The sequence below is a fragment of the Ignavibacteriota bacterium genome (genome assembly GCA_016708125.1).
Lineage (GTDB): Bacteria > Bacteroidota > Ignavibacteria > Ignavibacteriales > Melioribacteraceae.
Genome location: JADJGF010000001.1, coordinates 741,144 through 766,880, shown reverse-complemented (window position 1 = coordinate 766,880; position 25,737 = coordinate 741,144). Strand labels below are relative to the sequence as shown.

20 protein-coding genes and 1 riboswitch are annotated in these 25,737 nt (G+C 30.1%); of the genes, 8 read left to right on the top strand and 12 right to left on the bottom strand.

Features of this window, described 5'->3' with window-relative positions; all coding sequences use genetic code 11:
• Nucleotides 1-35: 35 nt before the first annotated feature.
• Together IPH62_03630 and IPH62_03625 are read right to left on the bottom strand one after the other, a co-directional pair.
• Entirely contained in the window at nt 36-2,453 is a 2,418-nt protein-coding gene (locus IPH62_03630; protein MBK7104355.1) for a TonB-dependent receptor, read from the bottom strand.
• Between the two features lie 184 nt (nt 2,454-2,637).
• The gene (locus IPH62_03625) at nt 2,638-4,818 is read right to left on the bottom strand and encodes a carbohydrate binding family 9 domain-containing protein (protein ID MBK7104354.1); all 2,181 of its coding nucleotides are present in this window, start codon (nt 4,816-4,818) and stop codon (nt 2,638-2,640) included.
• A gap of 243 nt (nt 4,819-5,061) precedes the next feature.
• On the opposite strand from IPH62_03625, the gene IPH62_03620 reads away from it, so the two are divergent.
• Entirely contained in the window at nt 5,062-5,316 is a 255-nt protein-coding gene (locus IPH62_03620) for a hypothetical protein (protein ID MBK7104353.1), read from the top strand.
• Nucleotides 5,317-5,393: 77 nt separating this feature from the next.
• Here IPH62_03620 and IPH62_03615 read toward each other — a convergent pair whose 3' ends face one another.
• Genes IPH62_03615 through IPH62_03580 form a run of 8 tightly spaced genes read right to left on the bottom strand, consistent with a single transcriptional unit; the run spans nt 5,394 to nt 13,540 of the window.
• Complete coding sequence (locus IPH62_03615; GenBank protein MBK7104352.1) at nt 5,394-6,149, bottom strand: tetratricopeptide repeat protein; 756 nt, start codon at nt 6,147-6,149, stop codon at nt 5,394-5,396.
• An 8-nt stretch (nt 6,150-6,157) separates the two neighbouring features.
• Nucleotides 6,158-7,975 carry a protein BatD gene (locus tag IPH62_03610; GenBank protein ID MBK7104351.1) on the bottom strand — a complete coding sequence of 606 codons (1,818 nt, stop codon included), beginning with the start codon at nt 7,973-7,975 and terminating at the stop codon, nt 6,158-6,160.
• Nucleotides 7,976-7,984: 9 nt separating this feature from the next.
• Nucleotides 7,985-8,707 carry a tetratricopeptide repeat protein gene (locus IPH62_03605; protein MBK7104350.1) on the bottom strand — a complete coding sequence of 241 codons (723 nt, stop codon included), beginning with the start codon at nt 8,705-8,707 and terminating at the stop codon, nt 7,985-7,987.
• Complete coding sequence (locus IPH62_03600; protein MBK7104349.1) at nt 8,704-9,750, bottom strand: VWA domain-containing protein; 1,047 nt, start codon at nt 9,748-9,750, stop codon at nt 8,704-8,706. The genes IPH62_03605 and IPH62_03600 overlap by 4 nt, the downstream gene beginning before the upstream one ends.
• Before the next feature lie 4 nt (nt 9,751-9,754).
• Nucleotides 9,755-10,750: a VWA domain-containing protein gene (locus IPH62_03595; protein ID MBK7104348.1), complete on the bottom strand. Its 996-nt coding sequence runs from the start codon at nt 10,748-10,750 to the stop codon at nt 9,755-9,757.
• A complete protein-coding gene (locus IPH62_03590; GenBank protein MBK7104347.1) occupies nt 10,740-11,681 on the bottom strand; it encodes a hypothetical protein in 942 nt (313 codons plus the stop codon). Before IPH62_03590 ends, IPH62_03595 begins: the two co-directional genes overlap by 11 nt.
• Complete coding sequence (locus IPH62_03585; GenBank protein MBK7104346.1) at nt 11,675-12,550, bottom strand: DUF58 domain-containing protein; 876 nt, start codon at nt 12,548-12,550, stop codon at nt 11,675-11,677. The genes IPH62_03590 and IPH62_03585 overlap by 7 nt, the downstream gene beginning before the upstream one ends.
• A gap of 6 nt (nt 12,551-12,556) precedes the next feature.
• Nucleotides 12,557-13,540 (bottom strand): MoxR family ATPase, encoded by a 984-nt coding sequence (locus tag IPH62_03580; GenBank protein MBK7104345.1) that lies wholly within the window; start codon nt 13,538-13,540, stop codon nt 12,557-12,559.
• A 298-nt stretch (nt 13,541-13,838) separates the two neighbouring features.
• Here IPH62_03580 and thrA point away from each other — a divergent pair, with 298 nt between their 5' ends.
• From thrA to metX, 6 genes are all read left to right on the top strand, one after another.
• Nucleotides 13,839-16,295, top strand: coding sequence for a bifunctional aspartate kinase/homoserine dehydrogenase I (thrA, locus tag IPH62_03575; protein MBK7104344.1), 2,457 nt, complete (start codon nt 13,839-13,841; stop codon nt 16,293-16,295).
• A 3-nt stretch (nt 16,296-16,298) separates the two neighbouring features.
• The gene (gene asd, locus IPH62_03570; GenBank protein MBK7104343.1) at nt 16,299-17,345 is read left to right on the top strand and encodes an aspartate-semialdehyde dehydrogenase; all 1,047 of its coding nucleotides are present in this window, start codon (nt 16,299-16,301) and stop codon (nt 17,343-17,345) included.
• Nucleotides 17,338-18,270, top strand: coding sequence for a homoserine kinase (locus IPH62_03565; protein MBK7104342.1), 933 nt, complete (start codon nt 17,338-17,340; stop codon nt 18,268-18,270). The genes asd and IPH62_03565 overlap by 8 nt, the downstream gene beginning before the upstream one ends.
• A gap of 133 nt (nt 18,271-18,403) precedes the next feature.
• Nucleotides 18,404-19,702, top strand: a complete 1,299-nt coding sequence (gene thrC, locus IPH62_03560; protein ID MBK7104341.1) for a threonine synthase — start codon at nt 18,404-18,406, stop codon at nt 19,700-19,702.
• A gap of 72 nt (nt 19,703-19,774) precedes the next feature.
• Nucleotides 19,775-19,878, top strand: a riboswitch (SAM riboswitch).
• A 186-nt stretch (nt 19,879-20,064) separates the two neighbouring features.
• Nucleotides 20,065-21,363 (top strand): O-acetylhomoserine aminocarboxypropyltransferase/cysteine synthase, encoded by a 1,299-nt coding sequence (locus IPH62_03555; protein MBK7104340.1) that lies wholly within the window; start codon nt 20,065-20,067, stop codon nt 21,361-21,363.
• 55 nt (nt 21,364-21,418) lie between these two features.
• Nucleotides 21,419-22,537 (top strand): homoserine O-acetyltransferase, encoded by a 1,119-nt coding sequence (gene metX / locus IPH62_03550; GenBank protein ID MBK7104339.1) that lies wholly within the window; start codon nt 21,419-21,421, stop codon nt 22,535-22,537.
• Between the two features lie 71 nt (nt 22,538-22,608).
• Here metX and IPH62_03545 read toward each other — a convergent pair whose 3' ends face one another.
• Both IPH62_03545 and bshB1 read right to left on the bottom strand, forming a co-directional pair.
• Nucleotides 22,609-23,469: an NAD(P)-dependent oxidoreductase gene (locus tag IPH62_03545; GenBank protein ID MBK7104338.1), complete on the bottom strand. Its 861-nt coding sequence runs from the start codon at nt 23,467-23,469 to the stop codon at nt 22,609-22,611.
• Nucleotides 23,470-23,471: 2 nt separating this feature from the next.
• Nucleotides 23,472-24,191, bottom strand: coding sequence for a bacillithiol biosynthesis deacetylase BshB1 (gene bshB1, locus IPH62_03540; GenBank protein ID MBK7104337.1), 720 nt, complete (start codon nt 24,189-24,191; stop codon nt 23,472-23,474).
• A gap of 109 nt (nt 24,192-24,300) precedes the next feature.
• Between bshB1 and gatB the strand changes: the two genes are divergently transcribed.
• The gene (gene gatB / locus IPH62_03535; GenBank protein ID MBK7104336.1) at nt 24,301-25,737 is read left to right on the top strand and encodes an Asp-tRNA(Asn)/Glu-tRNA(Gln) amidotransferase subunit GatB; all 1,437 of its coding nucleotides are present in this window, start codon (nt 24,301-24,303) and stop codon (nt 25,735-25,737) included.

Genomic DNA, 25,737 nt, shown 5'->3' with positions numbered 1-25,737 from the left:
AAATCTAAACGCAGTTTCTTAAATATTTGTGCTAATTAAAAATCATCTCCGCCTTCCACTTCCATTCCGGAGCCTTCTCTTTCAGATCTATTTTGTGATTTGTAATTATTAAAATTAAATCTCAAGTTTAACATTACTACGGGAGATTCCATTACAAATTTATTGTATCTATAAAAATCGAAAGATTCTGAAGTGAATTCTCTTTTACCGGTTGCAAAAATATCTCGCACTTGTAAAGTAAGAGCAATTTGTTTATCCATAAACATTTGTCGGAATGCTGCACTTGCCATAATAAAATCTTCGTTCTTTCCTTGTGCAGAAACGGTTGGGCTATTATAGAATAAATTAAACTGAAGTTGAGAATTTTGTGAAATATTTAAACTATTATTTAATCTGGTATTCCAATTAAAACTTTCTCTATCGAAATCTGTTTCATTTAATTGACCTACAATTTTATAGTTATATAAATTTCCCATTAAATTAACATTCCAAATTTTAATAGGATCAAAATTTAACATAAGCTCACTTCCGAAAGAATAATCCTTTCCAACATTATCCATGGAACGTAAAGTTACATTTTCTGAATATGCAGTTTGGTAAGATTCAATTTTGTTATTATTTACTCTATAATACAATTCCGCAGAGAAAAGACTTTTATCAAACATCCGTTGATAGCCCAATTCATATGAATCAATATTTTCGGGTTCCAATGCAGGGTTTCCCTGACGAACATTATAAGAATCCATCCAAGTTAAAAATGGTTCAAGTTCCCATCCTCTAGGTCGTTGGATCCTTCGTGTATAACTTGTCATAAATTGATTTTTTTCATTTAACTTATATGATAAATGCAATGATGGAAAAAAGTCCCAACGATTTATTGCAAATGATTCATCTGTGTTGTTGAGTTTAATTAATCTGTCTGTAAATTCACCTCGTAAACCAAATTGAAATCCTAGATTATCAAATTGATTTGAATACATTGAATAAAGAGCATGAACATTGTTATCATAACTTACATCTTTGCTGAATAAGTTTTCCAGCTTGAAACTTGAACTTAGAGAATCAAAAAGAAAGTATTCGTTCATTTCATCGGAAATGTCAAATTCGGAATTATACCCGGCTTCAAATTTTGATTCGGCAGTAATTGGGTAAGAATAATCAACTTTAATTTCAACCGATGATGAAGGTCCCTTTTCCGTTTGTTCCTGCCCTTGAACAATAAATTTATTTATATCAAATTGTTTATAAGAAGTAAATTCATCCGAATTATTTTTTTGGAAAATTAAATCAGCGCTAAGAGTATGATTTTTACTATCAAAGTTGCGGCTGTAGTTCAAACCTGTACTGTAAAAATATCCATTCCTTGCTCTATCGCTGATTGTTGTATAATTAAATTCAGAGGGATTTATATCATTCCACTGGGAATAAGAAAGTGTTGATTTATTTGTTCCGTCTCGATATCCAAATCTTCCGTTTAGTGTAATTACATCATTATCTGAAAGACTATAAGCTAACGAACTTTTAATACCGTAATTTTCTCTTCCATGATTGCCATTTCCGTTTGATGAATTATAATATTTATTCTGATTGAAGAGAGTCCAACTATCCGAAATACTTTCACCTTCCATTAAATGTTTACTATAATCCAAACCCAAACTAAAATTTATTGGATCATTTTTTAATTCAAAAACTGCATCTGCGCCGTATCTTGTTCCGCTTCCGCCGTTTAAATTTGCAATTCCGCTAATTCCTTCTAAAGAATTTTTCTTTGTTAAAATGTTGATAATTCCAGCCGTTCCCTCCGGATTATATTTAGCGCTAGGATTTGTAATTATTTCTATATTTTCAATTGTGGATGCTGGAATATTTTGAAGCGCTTCATTCGATTCAAGAATTGTTGGTTTTCCATCAATTAAAACAGTAAAATTTGAACTTCCGCGGAGACTTACATTTCCTTCTATATCAACAGTTACCGATGGAACATTTTCTAAAACATCAACTGCGTTACCGGAAATTGAAGTTAATTGTTCACTTACGTTAATAACTTTTTTATCAATTTGGTAAGAAATTGCAGAGCGTTCACCACTTACAATTACATCCTCAGTATTAAATCCTTCCGCTTTTATTAAAATTTCTCCCAAATCCAAATTTGTAGTCGGCGTAATTTTTATATCTTTTATTACTGAAGATTCATAGCCAATAAAGCTTACTTTTATATAATATTCTCCCGGACGAATTGAAGTAATATTAAAAATTCCCTCTGCATTTGTTACGGTTCCATTTGATTGTGAACTATCACGCTGGCTAAATAAAATAATGTTTGAATATTCCAAAGGAACTTTTGCATCTTTATCAAGTACTTTTCCGGTAATTGAATTATCTAAATTTCTTTGAGCAAAAATTAATGAATGTAAGTTTAGGAAAACTAAAAGTAGTAGTGAAAATTTTTTCATGCGGATTTCTTTCTAGAATTTTGAAAAATCTTTTGTTGTTAGACAAACTAAATAAAAAAAAGTTTAGTCAATTAAAATGATTTGTAAAAATAACTTATAAATAATATCTCTGCTTGCTAAAAATTAGATTTCAAAAAATTACTTATAAACAACTTATACAAATATTCACTTGGGGGAATAAAAACTAAAAGTAATATAAATATTTTATCTTAAAAACTCCGGCTCTATTTTTTACGTGCAATTTTCTATCAAGTAAATTATTGTTTAAATCATATTGATCGCTTCTATCTTGAACTTCATTTAATGCTAAGTAAATCCAGCTTTTGGGAGAAAAATTATAAGCGAATAAAAATCCTAAAATTATCTGTTCTAATTTATCTGAAGATTTTACAAAAACATTATCTATGTACATTTTGATATTTAAATCATTTATTGGTGTTAGAGAAAAATATGGTCTTGCATTCAATGTAATATCTTCAATTTCATTTTGCGGATTTCCTTCGATAAATAGATCAAACGAAGTTCCCAAATTTAAAATACTTATTACATTCCAGCTAAAATTAGTTCCCGCCCATGAATAAAATGCAAGAAATTCTCTAGCAAAATTATATGTATTTGAATAACCCCCATAAAAATTTGCAGACCATTTAGGAGAAATATTAAACCAAGAACTTAAATTTGCACTATAAGATGAGTAATAAATATTTTGATCTTTTGATTTTCCCGCATCTAAATTTATTTCAAAACCCCAATTATTTCTGAAGTTCATATTATAACCAAGAACACCGCCGTAATCTGTATAATTATCGAATTTTTCCCAATTTAAATATCCGCCAAAATATAAAAGAATTGCTCTAATCGGACCTTCATCAAATTGCCATCTTGGACCAGTTAGTGCTACCGAATTAGAAGTTCCGCGCCAAGGTACATATCCAATTTCATCAATATCAAATTCATTTCCTATATATCTGCTTCTAAAAAGATGCATCCAATTATCCATAAATTGCGTATAACCCGAAGAAGCTGCATAATCTCCTTCATTATTTTTGAAAGACCTTGCCAATTGATAAGCTAATTGCCAATTTGATCCTCTAAATGCGCCGTCTAAATCTAAAACTCCATGATCTTCATTATTAAAATGTTTTCCTACGAATAATAATCCAATTGAGGAATTTTCAAAAATTTGTTTTTTAATTCTTGCTGAACCGAATATTGCGCTTTCTTCGGTTAAATTTTCACCGTCATTATTATAATCGGTTTTTCCGGTTAATGCAAAAAATCCTCCATATTCTATATCATCATATCTACCAAATGCGCGAGTTCCGACTTGAAGCGGAACTTCTGTTCCATCCGGTAAAAGTTTTCCAATTCTTCGCGAATAAAAAAGTTCAAGAGGTCGGTAAAATCCGGTGTTTCTTTGTCTTCCGGAAGGAGAAAAAACCTCGTTTCCTTCTGTGAAAAATGGTCTCTTTTCTTCAAAATATGATTCGTATCTCGAAATATTAAAATCAAACGGATCAGCTTCAATTTGTGCAAAATCCGGATTTGCAGTAAGTTGAAATGTTAATGCTTGAGAAGGATTATAAAAGATATCAATTCCGGCGTTTAAATCAACATCATACTTTTCATTTTTTGTAAAAGTTGCTTTAGAAATTCCAACCGGATAAATTTCTAAATTCAAACCATCAACTTTTGGTATGAAACCGTTAAGATTTAAGTTGCCAAATTTTGAAACACGCTGACCTTCATTTTCTTCATATTTACACCAATAAATATCTTCCGTATCAATTGGTCGCCATCTATCAAAATCCAAACCCCATATATTTAAGGATTTTCCATACTGAATTGATTTATATGGAATTTCCATCTCAACTACATATCCCCAATTATAGATTTTTGCATCAGCAAACCAAATTCCATCCCAATTATAATCTCTGTTTCGGGCATCATCTAATAATCTGCAATCACTTCTAACTCCGCTTGCTGAAACTGCAAATTTATAAGCGGTCCTCTTATCGCCAAATGTATCAATCATAAAAGATACTATATCTCCGGTAAATTCATCTAATTTTCCGGTGTTACTTTCAATATTTCCAATTTCATCATAATTAATCATTAAACAATAAATTGAGCTTTCATTTGTTAAAACTTTGGAAATTGTCTTACGTTTTGGTTCAACTGCATTATAAGGTTGGAATTGTATAAAATCAGATACGGAATCAGCTTTGTTCCAAGAATCATCGATAAATCCATCTATTAAAATTTCTTTATCAATAAAATTAAGATTCAATTCCTTTTCGGAATTTTGTGCATTTATATTTTTAACAAAAATTGTAACAAAAATAAGAGTGTATAAAATTTTCATAGTATTCCTAATTTGCACTTTTTTTGACGCAACAAGAATTAAATTGTTCAATTTTGAAAATCAATATTTTGGAAATTCCAATGTGATTCAAATTGAAACACAAATTTTAAAATATTCATTTTAAGACGATTTAATTTTAGTGAAAAAGTTCATTATTGAGCTAATTTTCCACTTTTTGATATTGGCATTATAGTTGGATAATAAAGACAAATATCAAAATGGAATACTTAAAAGGAGCCAAAAATGATTTACGAAGCAGAAAAATTTGATTGGACAATTGATAATAGAGGAAGCAATAAATTAAACCATAACTTATACAGAACTCCTCAAGGAAATATTTATTATCATAGAATTAAATTTAACAATTCTGATGAAGAAATCATTTCGCAAGTTAACCCGGATGTAATTTGGGCATTAGAATTTGAGGAATCAGAAATTAAAAAATATTATTTACAATCACGCAGCTGGTTAACTAAAGAGTATCAAAAGGCTTCTTAATTTTGCAGATGTAACAAATTAACTCCTTTTGGAAAATTTTTACAAAGGATCTTTCTAAAATTTAGAAGATCCTTTTTTTATATCTCTTCGAAACTTTGATTTGGCAGCCAGCCTACTTTTCCATCGGAAAGTTTAATTTTCGTCCAATTTCCAACTTTATCTTCAATCTCAAACTTTATTCCTTCGTGAATTACAAAAGCATCGTTTGCTTGAATATCCGGTGAAATTTTTGCGGAAATTACGGATTGTAATAAAATTCCGTTGTTGTTTGTTACTTCACGATTTATACTGGAAATGAATAAAATTATTGAAATAATCAGCAAAAAAGTGCTTAAAGTTCCAAAAATTAACGCAAATTTTTGAAGCTGAAGATTTCTAACCAAAAAGAAAATTCCAATGCAGATTAATAAAAGTAAATAAAAAATAAAAATAATTATCTGCCAAGTTGTTGAAGTAAATTGAGAGAGTAAAATATTCCACCAATGAACGAAAAATATAGGCGGAATTTCTTGAATTTTATCAACTGTTCTTGAGTTTGCAATTTTTAAGTTATATGCGGCATCTTCGTTCGATGGAGAAATTTTTAACGTTTTTTCAAAATATAAAATTGATTTGCCCAAATGACCAATTCTAAAATAAGAATTTCCTAAATTGTAAAACAATTCTCCGCTAATGTAACCTTGTTTTAAAATTGATTCATAACTTGTGATTGCTTCGTTGTATTGCTTGTTTTGGTAAAAATCATTTCCGTTTTTCATAATTGTTTCTAAATCTTGCGCGTAAATAATTGAAACCCAAATGAATAAAATAATTGCGGATAGTAAATTTTTCATATTTATAGTTATTTTTTGGTTGAGACAGAACTTTCTAATTTTTCGATAATTTCCTCAACACCTTTATATAAAGATTTATCGTTATCACTTCCAACGGCATTTGGCGCAAATCTGGCAAACTCACATTTCTCAGAAATTTTCTTTAGATGATTTATAAAATCATCATCCAAATTAAAATTTCTTAACTTATCGATTGCTCTATCTAAAGTAAATTCAGCTTGCTGAATTCCTAATTTATCACCTAAATATCCAAATAATGCCGAAGATAAATTATTATAATATCCGCCTAAATCATTTTTCTCTAATGATAAATTTGCGTCTTTAAGTTTAAGTTTTGCATTTTTTACAGCTTTTTGATAACGCATTAAAGAGTAATTTCCGGCTAATTTATTTTGCTGATTATTGAAAAATATTAATCCGACTAAAATTCCCAAAGGCAAAATTAAACCAATCCAAAACAGAAAACTTATTTTTGCAATTTCTTCTTTTTTAATAAAATCCGAAGATGATGTTACAATATATCTTATGTCTTCATTTAAAAGTTTTACATCTTCTTTTGAATAGCCCGTTGCGATTTGTGAATTTGCGCCGGTTCCTTCTTTAATATTTACAGTAAAAGGAGAAGATTGCAAAGTAACATATTCATTTTTATCCAAATCGAAATATGTAAATTCTAAAGGTTGAATTTCTTTTACGCCTGGAATTCTTGGAACAATTAAAAATTCTATATCCTTTCTTCCGGAAACCAAATTTGATCTAAAAATTTTCTCGCTCGTTTTTGGTTCATATTTTTCAAATCCGGCTGGAAAATTTATCTCCGGTAATTTTAAAAGTGCAATATTTCCGGTTCCCGAAATTTTTGCTTTTACGGTAATTGCTTCATTCAAATCAACAGAAGTTTTATCTAATTCTACATCAAAATCAAATTTGCCAACTGCTCCCGAAAATGAGTTTGGCGCATTATCCGGTAAAGGTTCAACATTTACAGTAATACTGTTTGATTTTGCAAGATGTTCAATTGTTTCGGTTCTGCCAAAAAATGAATCATTAAAAAAATCATCAAAAATATCATTTCTGCTTCTTTTACTTTTTACGATAACGGGAACTTTTAATTCAAATGGAGTAAGAATTAATTTCCCACTTTTTGTTGGAAATAGTGCAGCCTTTTTAATTACCGCCGCTCTATATCTTTCTCCGTTGTACATTTCAATTTCAAACTGAATATTGTTCGAGGTTTCTAAATCTTCGGTCCAAAATCCGTTATAAGTTGGAAGTTTTGAAATTTGCGGAGAAGAAATATTTAATTTTGTATAAAGTTTATAAGAGACAGTAACTTGCTCGCCTTGCTTTACATTTGTTTTATTTGGAATTGCGCGGATGAAAACATTTTTATCAAGTTCGGCTTTGCTTGTACCTAATTGCTTATCAACATTTTGACTTGTAGAATTTCCTTTTACAACATTTATAGAAATTGGATTTGTATTTAAAGTTGTTCCGGCATAAACAATTGAAGCCGAACCAATTTCGGAAGTCCCAATATCCGAAGCAACGGCAATAAAAGAATAAGTTAAAGATCCGGAAACTTGACCGTTAATAATCTGCATACTTCTCGATTCATTAGGACCGCTTAAAATTTTCAATCCTTTAAAACTTGGAGTTTTGAAACTGGCTAATTTATTAAGATCACCGTTTTCAAAAATAAAATAAATTTGGAATCTTTCATTTTGTCCCACAGTTGATTTATCAACACTAACTGCAAATTCTTGTGCAAATAAATTGACTGTTATAAAAATCAATATTAATGGTAAAAATTTTAAATTTTTCATAATCATTTATTACCAGTCTTTTTCAACATTCGACTTTTTAACTTTCTGCTCTCTCATTTTTTTCTGTAATTCAGCTTCGTTATTTTTTAATGCATCTAAAATTCTCTGAGCCTCATCTTTCGAAATCTCATCTTTCGGTTCTGGTTTTTGCTGTTGATTTTGCTGCTCTTCTTTTTTCTGATCTTCATTTTTTTTCTGATCTTGTTGATCCTTATTTTGATCCTGCTGATCTTGGTTTTGCTGTTGATCTTTATTCTGCTGATCTTGATTTTGATCATTTTGATTTTGCTGATTATTCTTCTGGTTTTGCATTTGTTTAATTGCATAAGAAAGATTGTATTTCGTTTCCAAATCATTTGGATTGAGTTTTAAAGATTCTCGATACGCACCAATACTTTCTTTCAACTTTTTAGCTTTCAACAAAGAATTACCGATGTTATGAAAAATTTTAGCTTTATCTTCATCAGTTTTTGCGAGCGCAAATGAATTTTTAAATTCTTCTATGGATTCTTCAAAACGCCCTTGTTTATAAATTGCATCACCCAAGTTAAAACGTGATTCAAAACTTTCTACATTTGATTCAATACCTTTTTTGAAGTTTGTTTCTGCATCGGCAAATTTATTTTCTTCATAAGCATCAACTCCGTCATTCACTAATCCTCGCGTTGATTGAGCAAAAATTGTTGAAATACTTAAACTAATTCCTAATATAAAAAAATGTTTAATTTTCATTTTTGAACTGCTTCAGCTTGTTTTTCAAATTTTGCAAATAACTTAGATTTTTTTTCTTTAATAAAAATTTCCGCAATAAGAATTAATAAAGCCGGAATTAAAAAATAATAATATCTATCTTCATACTCAGTAATTTTTGTTGCACCATATTCGGAGCCTTCCAAACTTGCAAGATCATCGTAAATCATTCCTAATTCATCGTCCGTATTTGAACCTTGATAATATTTTCCATTTGCTTTACTTGTAATTTCTTGGAGCGTTGTTTCATCAAGTTTAGTTAAAACTACATTTCCGGAACCATCTTTTTTATATCCGACTTGAGCGCCGTTATTATTGTAAATCGGAATTGGCGCACCTTGCGGCGAACCTAATCCTATTGCATAAATTTTAATATTGGAATTATTTGCTTCTTCAATTGGAGTTTCTAATTCACCTTCATGATCCTCGCCATCGGTAATTACAACAATTGCTTTTTGAGTTTCTTCATCTTTCTTAAAAGAATTTAGTGCAAGTTTTAAAGCCGGACCAATTGCAGTTCCCGGCTGAGGAACTGAGTTTACACTTACTGCTGAAAGAAATAAATTTGCTGCAGAATAATCTGTTGTTAACGGAAATTGAATAAATGCTTTTCCTGAAAAAACAATTAATCCAATTCTATCACCTTTTAATTTTTGAATTAATTTTGCAATATCGTGTTTGGCTTTTTCCAATCGGCTTGGTTTAATATCTTCGGCTTTCATGCTTAACGAAACATCTAAAAGAATGTAAACATCTATTCCAACTTGTTTAACTTCTTCAATCTTAGAACCTATTTGCGGATTTGCTAAAGCAAAAATCAATAAAATTATCGAAAGAATTATCAATCCATTTTTTAAAATTATTTTGAATTTACTTCTAAGAGGAAAAAGTATTTTATGAAGTTTTGCACTTGCAAATTTATCAAGTAATTTATTTTGATTTTTAATTACATACCAAACCAATGCAATTAAAATTGGTATTAAATATAATGCGTAAAGATATTCGCTATGTGCAAATCTAAACATAATTTTATGGTAATTTTTTTAAGTAAAGTTTTGAAATTAATAATTCAGCTAAAATAAATAACAAACCAAATCCTAACCAGCTGTAAAAAAGTTCTTTGGCTTTTCTATAACTTGTAACTTCTATTCTTGTTTTTTCAAGAGTATCAATTACTTTATATATTTCTTCAAGTTTTTTATTGTTGGTTGCTCTAAAATATTTTCCGTCGGTAATTTTGGAAACTTCACCCAAAACATTTTCATCAATTTCTACCGGAACCATTTGATATCTTTTTCCAAATGGAGTTTGAAACGGATAAGGTGCTTCTCCCATTGTTCCAACGCCGACTGTGTAAACTCTAATTCCAAATTTCTTTGCAATTTGTGCGGCAGTAATTGGATCAATTTCTCCGCTGTTGTTTACGCCGTCAGTCAGCAAAATCATAATTTTACTTTTTGCTTCACTGTCTTTTAAACGATTAACACCGTTTGCAATAGCAGTTCCGATTGCAGTTCCGTCTTCAATCATTCCGCTTTTTATATCTTTTAACAATCCGCGTAAAACCGGATAATCAATTGTGAGCGGACATTGAGTGAAACTTTCACTTGCAAAAATTACAAGACCAATTTTATCCGTTGTTCTTCCGGCAACAAATTCATCAATTACATTTTTTGCTGCATCTAATCTATTTGGTTTAAAATCTTCCGCAAGCATACTTCCGGAAATATCCAAAAGCATTGTAATATCAATTCCTTCGGTATAAACATTTTCGCCGGATGAAAAAGTTTGAGGTCGTGCAAGCGCAACAATTAAAAGTGAAAGTCCAATTAATCTCATCAGCATTGGCAAATGTCGCAATCGTTCTTTTATAGTTTTATTTAGATCACCAAAAATTTCTAAATTAGAATAAGTAATTGCCGCCGATCTTTTTCTGTTTTGCTTCCAATACCAAAATAAAATTAACGGAATTATTGCAAGAAGATAAAGCAAATATGGATAAGCAAAAATAATATTATTGAACACGGCTTACTCCCATTTGAAAATCTTCTTCTTTCTTTGTCTTTTGTACAATATCATAAGCTTGATTCATCATTTCATCGTTTACTGAAGGAAGCGGGACAAATTTTGCAAATTTTACCATATCGGCATTTTCCAAAAAACTTTGCGAAGTTTCAATCATTTTTTGGTTATCCATAACTCGATTTAAAATTTGAACTGTTTGAGAAGTTGTCATTTCTAACGAATTAAAATTATATCTATCTTCAAAATATCTTCTAATAATTTCTGTAATTTCCGAATGAAATTCTTTTACTAAACCTTGCTGCCACAATTTTTTTTCTTTTAACTTATCTAATTTTTGAAGTGTTAAAATATGCAATGGCAAAGCCGGAACTCTTCTAATTTCTCTAACTTCTTCTTTTGATTTTCTGTACTTTCTATAAAGGAAATATCCAACTGCAGCAAGCAATAATAAAATCAAAATTACAATTGACCAAAACAGCCAATCAAATGGAATTCTGATAGGAGCTTTTACATCTTTAATTTCTCCGGCGGGATTTACTTCTAAAGTGTGAATAAAAATTTGAACTTCATTTGAATTTATTATTTGAGGTTCTGTGTTATTTCCGGAAAAATATGTTATTGGAATTGGCGGAATTGTAACTGCCGATGAATCATAACCGGAAAGTATATAATTAAATGTTTGAACATTTTTGTCTTCTTCTTGAGTTGCCGGAAGTGATTTTATAACTTCCAAAGGCGCAAGCTGATCTGTTAATTTTGGCGGAGCAATTCTAATTCCTTCGCCAAATTCAACTGTAATTTTAAAATATATATAATCGCCAATAAGATAATCTGAAGTATCCGTTGATGCAGAAACATTTATTGTTTGTGCAAAATTATTTATTGAAAAAAATAAAATGTATAAAAGTAAAATCCTAAAAATCTTTACCATCTTTTCTCACGCAATTTAAAAAAATCAATAAGTGGTTTTACATAAGATGTAGAAATGTTAATTGGAATTGTATCAACTCTGCTTTTTAAGAAAAGGTTATTTTGAAATTCCTTTCTTGCTTTCATTTTATTTTTAAAATGCTCTTGAACTTTTTTACTGCTCGTATCCAAATATCTGATTTCTTCGGTTTCTGAATCTCTGAATTTTATTAAGCCAGCTTCCAGCAAATTTAATTCTCTCGGATCTTCAAGAATAATACTAATCAAATCGTGTTTTTTGCTTATGATTTTCAAAATGTTATCATAATCTTTATCAATAAAATCCGAAATTAAAAACGCAATTGTTTTCTTTTTTATTGAATGATTAAAATATTCCAAAGCACCTTTAATATTTGTTTTATTTCCTTGAGGTTCAAATGAAAGAATTTCTCTAACAATTCTTAAAATGTGACTTTTACCTTTTTTTGGCGGAACGAATTTTTCAATTTCATCGGTAAAAAGTATTAAGCCAACTTTATCATTATTTTTCAAAGCGGAAAAAGCAAGAATAGCTGTTAACTCTGCGGCAATTTGCTGTTTTGTTTTATCAACACTTCCAAAAACCAACGAACCACTTAAATCAACCAATAACATTAAAGTTAGTTCACGTTCCTCTTCAAATATTTTTATGTATGGATGTCCAAAACGCGCACTAACGTTCCAATCAATACTTCTAATATCATCACCAAATTGATATTCGCGAACCTCGGAAAATTCCATTCCTCTTCCTTTAAATACGGAATGGTATTCTCCGGAAAAAACTTCATTTACAACGCCGCGGGTTTTAATTTCAATTTGGCGAACTTGTTTTAAAATTTCTTTTGTCAGCATTTTCTACTACGGAACTTCAACTTTATTTAAAATTTCTTCAATAATATTTTCCGATGTTATTTCTTCAGCTTCTGCTTCGTAAGTTACGGCAATTCTATGTCTCAAAACATCCATACATATTGATCTTACATCTTCCGGAACAACATAACCTCTGCGTTTTAAGAATGCGTTTGCTCTTGCACCTAATGCTAAATTTAATGTTGCTCTTGGTGAAGCTCCGTAACTAATTAAATCGGCTAATTTTGTTAATCCGTAATCATTGGGTTTTCTTGTTGCAAAAACAATATCTAGAATATATTTCTCAATTTTTTCATCAACATAAATATCATGAATTAAATTTCTGGCTTTAAGAATGTTTTCGATTTTTATTATTGGATTTATTGCTGCCGGTTTTGATCCAACATTTCTATGAAGAATTTTCATTTCTTCATCACGCGTTGGATAAGTTATTTTAACTTTCAACATAAATCTATCAACTTGAGCTTCCGGCAAAGGATAAGTTCCTTCTTGCTCAATTGGATTTTGCGTTGCCAAAACTAAAAAAGGTTCTTGAAGTTTAAAAGTATTTTGCCCGATTGTAACTTGTCGTTCTTGCATTGCTTCAAGCAAAGCACTTTGAACTTTTGCGGGAGCTCTATTTATTTCATCGGCAAGAATAAAGTTTGAAAAAATTGGACCTTTTTTGATTGAAAAATTTCCCTCTTTCTGATTGAAAATCATCGTTCCAATTAAATCAGCGGGAAGTAAATCGGGAGTAAACTGAATTCTCTGAAATTTTGCATCCATTGCGCTGGCTAATGAATTTATCGCTAAAGTTTTTGCTAAACCCGGAACACCTTCTAATAAAATATGTCCGTTTCCAAGAAGTCCGATTACTAATCGCTCAACCATTTCTTTTTGACCGACAATAACTTTTCCAATTTCAGCTAAAAGAACATCAATAAATTCACTTTCTTTATTGATTTTTTCGTTTAATTCTGTGATCTCCAAAATAAATTTCCTCAAATTATTTTAAGAATTGACATTTTCTACAATTTTAACTTTGAATAAGTTTCAGCAAGATTTATAATTTATCATTTTATACAAAACATAAATATAGTAAAAATTGTTAGAAATCGATTAAACGGATTTTAACAAAGTCTATAAATTTTTTGGAATATTGAACAAATTCAAAGTTATAATTATTCATAGAAACTCAATTTTTGCATCAAAATGAAAATTAAATTATTGTTCTTAAGTTTGTTAATTTATATTATAACCGTTCGTTTATGAAAATTTATGCAAAATTATGAAAGTACTAAAATTTGGCGGAACTTCGGTTGGCAATGCAGAACGAATTTCCCAAGTAATTAAAATAATTGAAGATTACAATTCGCAAAATGTAAAAATTGCCGTTGTGTTTTCTGCTTTTGGCGGAGTTACGGATCAATTAATTGATTTAAGTAACAAAGCCTTAAAACGTGATGATTCGTATTTAGGATTATTTCAATCATTGCGTTTAAAACATCTTGAAGCTTTCGATGTTTTAGTAAATCATGCAAAAAAAAGTTCCGCTCAAAAACATATTACAGATCATTTTGATGAACTTAGCGATATTCTAAAAGGTTTGTATTTATTACGTGAACTTACCCCAAGAATTTTAGATAATATTTTAAGTTACGGTGAAAGACTTTCAAATTTTATAATTGCCGAAGCAATAAAAAGTAAAAAAATTGATTGCGAATATTTAAATTCAACAAAAATTATAAAAACAGATAGCAACTTTGGGAATGCTCACGTTAATTATGAATCGACAAATTCCAATATTGTAAAATATTTTAAATCTCATCAAATAATGCAGATTGTTACCGGATTTATTGGCTCAAACGAAACCGGAGAAATTACAACTTTAGGAAGGGGCGGATCTGATTTTACAGCATCAATAATTGGCGCAGCATTAAAAGCCGAAGAAATTGAAATTTGGACAGACGTAAACGGAATTTTAACCGCCGATCCGCGAAAAGTAAAAGAAGCAATTCCGCTTAAAGCTGTAACTTATCAAGAAGCAATGGAAATGTCGTATTTTGGTGCAAAAGTAATTTATCCTCCAACAATGCAGCCGGCTTTTGATAATAATATAAAAATCAGAATTAGAAATACTTTTAATCCAAGTTTTAAAGGAACTATAATTTTAGAAAAACAGCCGAAAATAAAATTCAGTGCAAAAGGAATTTCTTCGGTTGATAATATTACTTTAATTCGAGTAAGCGGAAGCGGGCTTTTCGGCAACGAAGGAATTACAGCAAGAATTTTTGATGCTTTAGCAGAAGAAAAAGTGAAAACACTTTTGTTAACTCAAGGTTCTTCCGGATTAAGTATTTGTATTGCGGTTCTTCCAGATGATGGAATAAAGGCGAAAACTGCAATTGAAAAAGCTCTGCGTTTGGAAATTTTTGATGGAAGAGTTAGAGAAATTAATGCCGAAAAAAATCTTTCAATAATTGCAGTTGTTGGCGAAGATATGCGGCACACTCCGGGGATTTCCGGAAAAGTTTTTAATGCATTGGGCAAAAATGGAGTTAACATTATAGCAATTGCGCAAGGTTCATCCGAGTTGAATATTTCTTGCGTAATTAAAAATGAAGATATTTCCAAAGCGCTAAACGTACTTCACGATTCTTTATTTCTTGCGGAAAGAAAAGTTTACAATATTTTCTTAGTCGGAATTGGTTTGGTTGGAAAAGCTTTTCTAAAATACCTAATTGGAAAAAAAGATTTTCTTAAAAACGATAGATCAATTGAAATTAGAGTTGTTGGAATTGCAAATAGTAAAAAAATGTATTTTGATAAAAATGGAATTGATGCAGAAAATTGGATTGAATCATTAGAAAAATCAAAAAGTAAATCTGATATAAAAAAGTTTGTTTCGGAAATGCAGAATTTAAATTTGGCAAATTCGATATTTGTCGATTGCACAGCAAATGAAACCGCAATTCCTTTTTACGAAGAAATTTTGAAATCAAATATTTCAATTACGACTCCAAATAAAATTGCAAATACAAAAGACTTAGAATTTTACAAAAAGTTACGACAAACATCACAAAAGAAAAATGTTAAATTTCTTTATAGTACAAATGTCGGTGCTGGTTTGCCAATAATATCAACTTTAAAAGAATTAGTAAACAGCGGTGATAAAATTATAAAAATTGAAGGAATACTTTCCGGAACATTGAGTTATTTATTTAATTCATTTTTGGGCGATACAAAATTTTCTCAAATTGTAAAATCGGCAATGGAAAATGGCTACACTGAGCCGGATCCAAGAGATGATTTAAATGGATTGGATGTTGCTCGCAAACTTTTAATTATGATTCGTGAAATCGGAATTGATTTGGAACTAAAAGATATTGAAGTTGAAAACCTTGTTCCGCAAAAAGCAAGAAATGTAAAATCCATTGAAAACTTCTTCAAAATTTTGGAAAGTGCAGATAATGTTTTTGAAGAAAGAAAAATTCTTGCGCAAAAAAATAATTCTGTTTTAAGATACATTGCAAAATTTGAAAATAACAAATCAACCGTAAAACTTTTGGAAGTTGATAGTTCACATCCTTTTTACAATCTAAAAGGAAATGATAATATCGTTTCAATTACATCTCAAAATTATTTTGAACAGCCGTTAATTATAAGAGGAAGAGGCGCCGGAGCTAATTTTACGGCTTCGGGAATCTTTGCAGACATTTTAAGAATCACAAATTACTTAGGTTAAAAAATGAAGAAAATTCCAGTCGCAATTTTAGGCGCTACGGGAAGTGTAGGACAAAAATTTATTGAGCTTTTGTCAAATCATCCTTGGTTTGAAATTACGGAACTTGCAGCATCAGAAAAATCAGCCGGGAAAAAATATAAAGATGCAACAAAATGGGTTATGCCAAATATTCTAAAAGAGGAAATTGGAAATCTTGAAGTAAAAAATTGTGTGCCAAATTTAAAATCCAAATTGGTTTTCAGCGCATTGGATTCTTCGGTTGCGGGAGAAATTGAAACTGATTTTGCGAACACTGGTTACTTCGTTATTTCAAATTCCAGAAATCATAGATTTGATAATGATGTTCCGTTGTTAATTCCGGAAGTAAATCCCGAGCATTTAGAATTAATTAAAAATAAAATCGGAGCAATTGTTACAAATCCAAATTGCTCAACTATTGGAATGGTTTTAGCATTAAAACCTTTGCATGATGCTTTTGGAATTGAAACCATAAATGTTGTAACAATGCAAGCTGTTTCGGGTGGCGGTTATCCCGGCGTTCCAAGTATGGATATTATCGATAACGTAATTCCATACATAAGCGGTGAAGAAGAAAAAATGAAAACTGAGCCAAATAAAATTTTGGGAAAGTTTTTAAATGGTTTAATTCAAAATGCAGAAATTAAAATTAGTGCTCAGTGCAATCGTGTTTCTGTAATTGATGGACATTTGGAAAATGTTCAAATAAAATTTTCTAAGAAACCAACAAAAGAAGAAATTTTAAATGTTTGGAAAAATTTTAAATCGCTTCCGCAAAATTTAAATTTACCTTCAGCTCCCAAAATTCCAATTTATTATTTTGAAGAAAATCATTTGCCTCAGCCAAGATTAAACAGAAATTTGGAAAACGGCATGGCTGCTGCTGTTGGTCGTTTAAGAGAATGCGAAATTTTTGATTATAAGTTTGCAGTACTTTCTCACAATACAATCCGCGGAGCAGCCGGCGGCACTTTGTTAATAGCTGAATTGATGAAAGCTCAAGGATATTTAAACGGAATTATTGATGAATAAAAAAATAAAAGTTTTTGCTCCGGCAACAATTTCAAATGTTGGATGTGGATTTGATACTATCGGTTTTGCAATAGAAAAACCCGGTGATATTGTAAGTCTAAATTTAAGAAATGATGGAATTGTTAAAATAAATAAAATTACCGGAGACGGCGGAGTACTTCCGTATGAAATTGAAAAAAATACTGCTACGGTTGGAATTTTAGAATTATTAAAAAATTTTCCAGATAAAAATATTGGCGTTGATGTTGAGATACATAAGAAAATGCCTATTGGTAGCGGACTTGGCTCAAGTGCGGCAAGTTCGGTTGCGGCTGTTTACGGAATGAATAAATTATTGGATAATTATTTTCCCGAAGCAGATGTTCTAAATTTTGCAGTAAAAGGTGAATCAATTGCAAGCGGAGCAATTCATGCGGATAATGTTGCGCCATCTTTATTTGGTGGATTTGTTTTAATTAGAGATTATAATCCCATTGATTCTATTAAACTTCCCGTTCCTCAAAATTTATTTTGCACAGTTTTATATTCTCAAATCGTAATTGAAACAAAGCAAGCAAGAAAATTAATTAAGAAAAATATTCCGTTAAAAAAAGCTCGCAAACATTTTGGAAATATCGGAACTTTGGTTTCAGGATTGTATGAAAATGATTTAAATAAAATCGGAAAATCAATTGAAGATGAAATTTCTGAACCGGCGAGAGCTTCATTAATTCCAAATTTTTATGAAATTAAAAATGCTGCATTGAAAGCCGGAGCTTACGGGTGTTCAATTTCCGGAAGCGGACCATCAATATTTGCATTTTCGAAATCCGAAATAGATGCAAAAAAAATTGGCTCAGCTATGAAAAATGTTGTTAATAAAATTGGAATTAAATCAACACTTTATATTTCCAAAATAAATCCTCAAGGACCAAAAATAATTTAATCTTTTCTGTTGGAAAATATAGGTTGCTGAGTATTGCTGATGTTTCGATAATTTCTGAATTTAATTCGGAGAACTCAACATCCAGCAATGTTTTGATCAACCGTAAATAAAGGATTCTTAAAAAATATTATAAATGCAATACTACAGCACAAATAATAAAAACAATAAAGTAAATTTTAGAGAAGCAATTCTTCAAGGTTTGGCAAATGATAAGGGATTGTTCATGCCGGAAAGTATAAATCCGTTATCAAAAAATTTCATATCAAATCTTACTAAATTTAGTTTACAAGAAATATCATTTGAAATTGCTAAAAATTTTGTCGAAGATGAAATTTCGGAAAATGACTTACAATCAATAATTGAAAATTCGATTTCGTTCGAAGCACCTTTAGTTAGTTTAAATGAAAACTTATCAATATTAGAATTATTCCATGGACCAACCTTAGCATTTAAAGATTTTGGCGCACGATTTATGGCAAGAACAATGGAATATTTTCTCAAAGGAATGAATAAAAAAATTACAATTCTTGTTGCCACATCGGGTGATACGGGAAGCGCTGTTGCAAATGGTTTTTTAAATGTTGATGGGATAAAAGTTTTAGTTTTATTTCCCAGCGGAAAAATTAGTAAAATACAAGAAAAACAAATTACAACTTTAGGAAATAACATTACCGCAATTGAGGTTGAGGGAACTTTTGATGATTGTCAGCGCTTGGTTAAAACAGCATTTGTGGATGATGAATTAAAAAACAAAATTAATTTAAGTTCTGCAAACTCAATAAATATTGGAAGATTAATTCCGCAATCATTTTACTATTTTGAAAGTTTCAAGCAAATTAAAAATAAAAATCAGAAAATTGTATATTCAGTTCCTAGCGGAAATTTAGGAAATTTAACTGCCGGACTTTTTGCAAAAGAAATGGGTTTGCCAATTTCAAAATTTATTGCAGCAACAAATAAAAATGATGTTTTTACAAAGTATGTAAAAGATGGAAATTTTAATCCGCAATCATCAATTGAAACTTTATCAAATGCAATGGATGTTGGCGATCCAAGTAATTTTGTAAGGATTTTGGATTTATATAAAAATAATCACTCATTAATTTCGGATATTATTTTCTCAAAAAGTTTTAGTGATGGGGAAACATTAAATAAAATTCAAGAATTGCACGATGATAATAATTATATTATTGATCCGCATGGTGCAGTTGGATGTTTAGCTTTTGATCAATATAAAAATGAAGTTAATGAAAATATTTTTTGCGTTGTGTTAGAAACTGCACATCCGGCAAAATTCTTAAATGTTTTTGAAAATAATTTAAGTTTTAGTCCTGATGTACCTGAAAAACTTTTAAAGTGTTTGAATAAAAATGGAAGTACAATTAAAGTTTCATCAAAATACGATGTTTTAAAAGAAATTTTACGAAGCTAAAATATTACTTGCATTGAGAACTAGATTTTAATATCTTCACCCTCAATAAAAATATTTGTTCTTTTGAAAATTGTTTTATCAAGAAAGGCAGAGGGATCAGGCCCTGTGAAGCCTTGGCAACCGTCAGAAATGAAAGGTGCCAAATCCTGCCCTAATTTATTGGGGAAAGATAAATATCGGAATTTTAAACCTCCTTTGGAATCTTTCCTTAGGAGGTTTTTTTTTGCCCAGATGTTTTTCTTGATCATAATCTTAATCTTATTTTTAATCAATTTTATAATATAATTTTTTGAGATTATGATTAAGAATAAGATTAAGATTAAGAAAATAATTAACAAATCATTCTAACAAAGGAGAATAAAATGAGCACATATAAATATGAAACTTTACAGTTACATGCGGGACAAGAACCAGATTCCGCAACAAATTCAAGAGCTGTACCTATTTACCAAACAACATCTTATACATTTAATGATTCTGAACATGCGGCAAATCTTTTCGCTCTAAAACAATTTGGAAATATTTATACAAGAATTATGAATCCAACTTCTGATGTATTTGAAAAAAGAGTTGCAGCTTTAGAAGGTGGAATAGCTGCGCTTGCTACTTCATCGGGACAAGCTGCTGAGCATTTGACAATTACAAATATTGCTCAAGCTGGTGATAATATTGTTTCTACGAGTTTTCTTTATGGGGGAACTTATAATTTATTTAAAGTAACTCTGCCAAGACTTGGTATAAATGTAAAATTTGTTGATGGCGATGAACCGGAGAATTTTGAAAAATTAATAGATGAAAAAACAAAAGCGATTTATATTGAATCAATTGGAAACCCAAAATTAAATATTCCGGATTTTGAAAAAATTGCAGATGTTGCACATCGAAATGGAATTCCGTTAATTGTTGATAATACTTTTGGAGCGGCTGGATATTTAGTTCGTCCAATAGATTATGGTGCTGATATTGTTGTAGCTTCAGCAACAAAATGGATTGGCGGACATGGAACTTCAATTGGGGGAGTAATTGTTGATTCCGGAAACTTTGATTGGGGCAATGGAAAATTTCCTTTGTTTACAGAACCATCACCCGGATATCATGGATTAAATTTTAATGAAGTTTTTGGGAAAGGTTCTCAATTTGGAAATATTGCATTTATTATTAGAGCAAGAGTTGAAGGCTTACGGGATTTGGGTCCGTGCTTAAGTCCGTTTAATTCATTTTTATTTTTGCAAGGCTTGGAAACTTTATCGCTCAGAGTTGAAAGACATAATAGCAATGCGTTAACTTTGGCAAATTGGTTGAAAAATCATAAAGAAGTTGAATGGGTTTGGTATCCGGGTTTTAAAGATTATCCATCACATGAAAATGCAAAGAAATATTTGCGACAAGGATTTTACGGATCAATTCTGTCATTCGGAATTAAGGGCGGATTAGAGGCTGGAAAGAAATTCATCAATAAAGTTAAACTTTCAAGTTTATTAGCAAATGTTGGTGATGCAAAAACACTTGTTATTCATCCGGCATCAACAACTCATCAACAACTTTCTGATGAAGAACAAAAATCATCCGGAGTTACACCGGAAGCTATTAGAGTATCGGTCGGAATTGAACATATCGATGATATTATAAATGATTTTGAACAAGCTCTAAATGGAAAATAATATATATTTCGTATAAAAATTATAGAATTATTTATGAAATATTTTTGGAGAGGAAATGATTGCTAATACAAAATTTGAAAATTTCTTTTCCCAATTAAATCCTCTTCATTTAGATTGTGGAGAAAAGTTAAATTCTGTAAATGTTGCATATCAATCTTATGGAGAATTAAATTCAGAAAAAAATAATGTGATTATTGTAAATCATGCACTAACCGGGAATTCGCATGCTGCCGGAATTGTTGATGATCTAGAAATTAAAAATTCTGAATCGCATGAAAGATTAAATTCATATAACAAAATGTTTTTAAGCAAAGAAGGTTGGTGGTCGCAATTAATTGGAAAAGGCAAAGCACTCGACACAGATAAATATTTTGTAATTTGTCCAAATATTCTTGGAAGCTGTTACGGAACCACCGGACCAACAAGTTTAAATCAAAATACAAATCAATCTTATGGTATGAATTTTCCTCAAATTACCGTTAGGGATATGATTAAAGTTCAAAAAGAATTACTTGATAAACTTGGCATCTCAAAAATAGAATTAATTGTTGGTGGTTCTTTAGGAGGAATGCAAGTATTGGAATGGGCAATTATGTATCCAAAATTAATAAATAAAATTATGCCGATTGCTACTTCTTCAGCCCATTCAGCTTGGGCAATTGGATTAAACGAGGCATCTAGAAATGCAATTATTAATGATCCCGATTGGGAAAATGGTAATTATAAAATTCAACCGGAAAAGGGAATTAGTCTCGCACGAAAAATTGCAATGATTAGTTATAGAAGTTACAATTCTTTTAACAAAAAATTTGATAGAACTTATAATGAGAAGGAAAACATTTTTGAAATAGAAAGTTATTTGAATTATCAAGGTGAAAAACTTACTAAACGATTTGATGCAAATACATATCTTTATTTAAGTAATGCAATGGATTTACATGATGTTGGAAAAGGAAGAGGCGGAATTGATAAAGCACTTTCTTCGATAATATCTAAAACAATGTGCGTAGGAATCGACTCGGATATTCTTTATCCCGTTGAAGAGCAAAAGGAAATACAATATAAAATACCTAATGCAAAATACTCTGAAATTTATTCAATTCATGGTCATGATGCTTTTCTAATTGAGTTTGATCAGCTAGATAGAATAATACGAAATTTTCTAAATGAATAAAGTCTGAGAAAATTATTACATTATTAAATCATTTTTACTAATCAACATTTTAGTAATTGAACTTTCATGAATTATTTCAAAGGATGAACTGAATTATACAACGCTGAATAATCTTTATCAGCATTACCTTTTTGAATTGAATCAATTAAAATTTTCCTAATCGATTTTAATGAATCTGTATTTATATTTTTTTCGGCAAATGAGTTCAACATTAAATCTAAATCTTTAAGTAAATGTTTAACCGGAAAATTTGGATTATTAAAATTTCTGTTTACGTAGTTTGTTAGTTTTTTATCGAAAGTTGGGGCATAAAGCACACTGCTCCTAAGGATATCCATAAACATTTCGATATCTAAATTATTTTCTCTTACAAATCCCAAACTAATTGAGAAAGCTACCGTTTCAGAAATTATTAATTGATTCAATGCCAGCTTCATCGATGCAGCTTGTCCAACTTCATCAATGTGCAAAATCTTATTGCTAAAAGATTTAAATAAATTTTGATACTTAGTGAATTGAGACTTGTCAGATCCAACTAATACAATAAGTTCACAATTTAAAATTTGCTGAATGCTTCCAAGAACGGGAGCTTCAAAATATTCTCCTCTTAATTTTGTGATGCGTTTATATAACTCAATACTTTCCGATGGAGCAATAGTGCTCATTTGAATTACAGTTTTGTTTTCAAAATTTCCAATGTTGCTTGCGAATAAAACTTCATCAATTGCATCATAATTTGAAAGCATCAAAATTATTACATCTGTATCAGTCACGAATTCACGAATATCAGAAAATGTTTTTGCACCTAATTGAATAAGTGAATCTGTTTTACTTTTTGTTCTGTTAAAAACGTTCAATTCATATTTTGCTTCAAGCAATTTTTGAGCAATTGGTTTCCCCATCAAACCGGTTCCAATCAATCCCAATTTCATTATTAACCCTTTAAAATATTTATTAAATCTAATTCAATTAATTCTTCTGAATAAAAGGCTTCACCATATTTTTTGCCAATTTTAAAACCAAATGTTTTTGCACGCGCTTCCAAAAAATTTATAAATTCCGGAGTGCTTATAAAAGTTTCCGGTTCCTTTGATTTTTCATTGTAAAATTGCGTCTGATAAGCAAATACCGCTTTCATTTTTGTTTCAAACGTTTCTGAAATATCAACAATAAATGATGGCTGAAATTCGTAAGTCTGCATAAAATAAAAAATTCTCTTAGGTCTGAATGCATTTTGCAATTTTGAATTAAGTGAAGTTTTAATTTTCGGTAATCCAGCAAAAAACATTGCACGTTTTATCAATTTACTTGCTTCAATATGATCGGGATGACGATCTTTAAAATATGGTGCAAAAATTATTTTTGGTTGATATTTTCTAATTGCTTTAATTATTTTCAATGTATTTTCTTTATCAACAAAAATATGACCGTCTTTAATATTTAAATTATCTCTAACGGTTATATTTAAAATTTTATCAGCATTTTGAGATTCTATTTTACGAATTAGTTTTGAGCCTCTCGTTCCAAGTTCACCGCCGGTTAAATCAACAATTCCAATTTTAAATCCAACATTGGTTAATTTGGCAATTGTTCCGCCCATTGATAATTCAGCATCATCCGGATGAGCAGCAAAAACAACTATATCTAATTTCAATTTTTACCTCAAAAATTTTACAATGAATATTATAAAAATATCATGGAAAATAAAATTTTCTTTCTTTTAATAATTATATTTACGCAATAAATTTTAATAAGGATGTAAATTGGAATTTGAAGCAGTAATTGGTTTAGAAGTTCATGCGCAGCTTTTAACAAATACAAAAATATTTTGTGGATGTTCAACAAAATTTGGAAATCCGGCAAACACAAATGTGTGTCCGGTTTGCTTAGGTCATCCCGGAGTATTACCGGTATTGAATAAAAAGGTTGTTGAGTTCACAACATTAATGGGAATGGCAACAAACTGCACAATAAATGAAACTTCTACATTTGAAAGAAAAAATTATTTTTATCCCGATTTACCAAAAGGTTATCAAATTTCTCAGTTTGAAGTCCCGATTTGTGAAAATGGATTTATTAATATTAAAACACATGAAGAAAAAAAAATCAGAATTAAACGAATTCACATGGAAGAAGATGCCGGAAAATCAATTCATGATCAAGGGCAGGAAACTTTAGTTGATGTAAACAGATGCGGTACACCATTAATTGAAATTGTAAGTGAACCGGATTTGCATAGTGGGGAAGAGGCTTATCAGTATTTATCTAATTTAAAACAGATTATTACATATTTGGGAATTTGTGATGGAAATATGGAGGAAGGCTCTCTTAGATGTGATGCTAATATTTCAATTCGTCCCCAAGGTGCAAAAAAATTGGGAACAAGAACTGAAGTTAAAAATATGAATTCGTTTAGAAATGTTCAGCGCGCAATTGATTATGAAATTGATAGACAAATAAATTTAGTTGAAGACGGCGGAAAAGTTATTCAGCAAACTTTATTGTGGAATGCCGAGCAAAATAAAGCAACTTCAATGCGCGGAAAAGAAGAAGCTCATGATTATAGATATTTTCCGGATCCCGATTTGATGCCGGTTGTTGTTAGTGAAGATTGGAAAAAAGAAATATTAAAATCAATGCCGGAGCTTCCTAAAAAAAGGAAAGAAAGATTTGTTAAAGAATTACAATTACCTGAATATGATGCTGAAGTTTTAACATCTCAAAAAGAAATTGCAGATTATTTTGAAGAAGTTTTGAATGAAACGAATGATAAAAAAATAGCAGCAAATTGGGTTATGGGTGATGTTTTAAAAATAATTAACGAACAAAAATTAACTTTCGATAAATTTCCTATCTCTTCGCAAAATTTGGGTAAATTAATAAATTTAATTATGACCAATAAAATAAGTAGTAAAATTGCAAAAGATGTCTTTCCAATTATGTTGGAAGAAAATAAAGATCCAAACATAATTGTTGATGAGAAAAATTTACTTCAAATTACAGATACTTCTGCTATTGAATCGGCAATTGAAAATGTAATTAAAAATAATCCCGCACAAGTTGAAGAATTTAAATCCGGCAAAGAAAAAGTTTTAGGATTTTTTGTTGGACAAATTATGAAAGAAACAAAAGGGAAAGCTAATCCGCAATTGGTGAATGAAATTTTAAGAGAGAAGTTGAAGAAAATTATTTATAAGTAA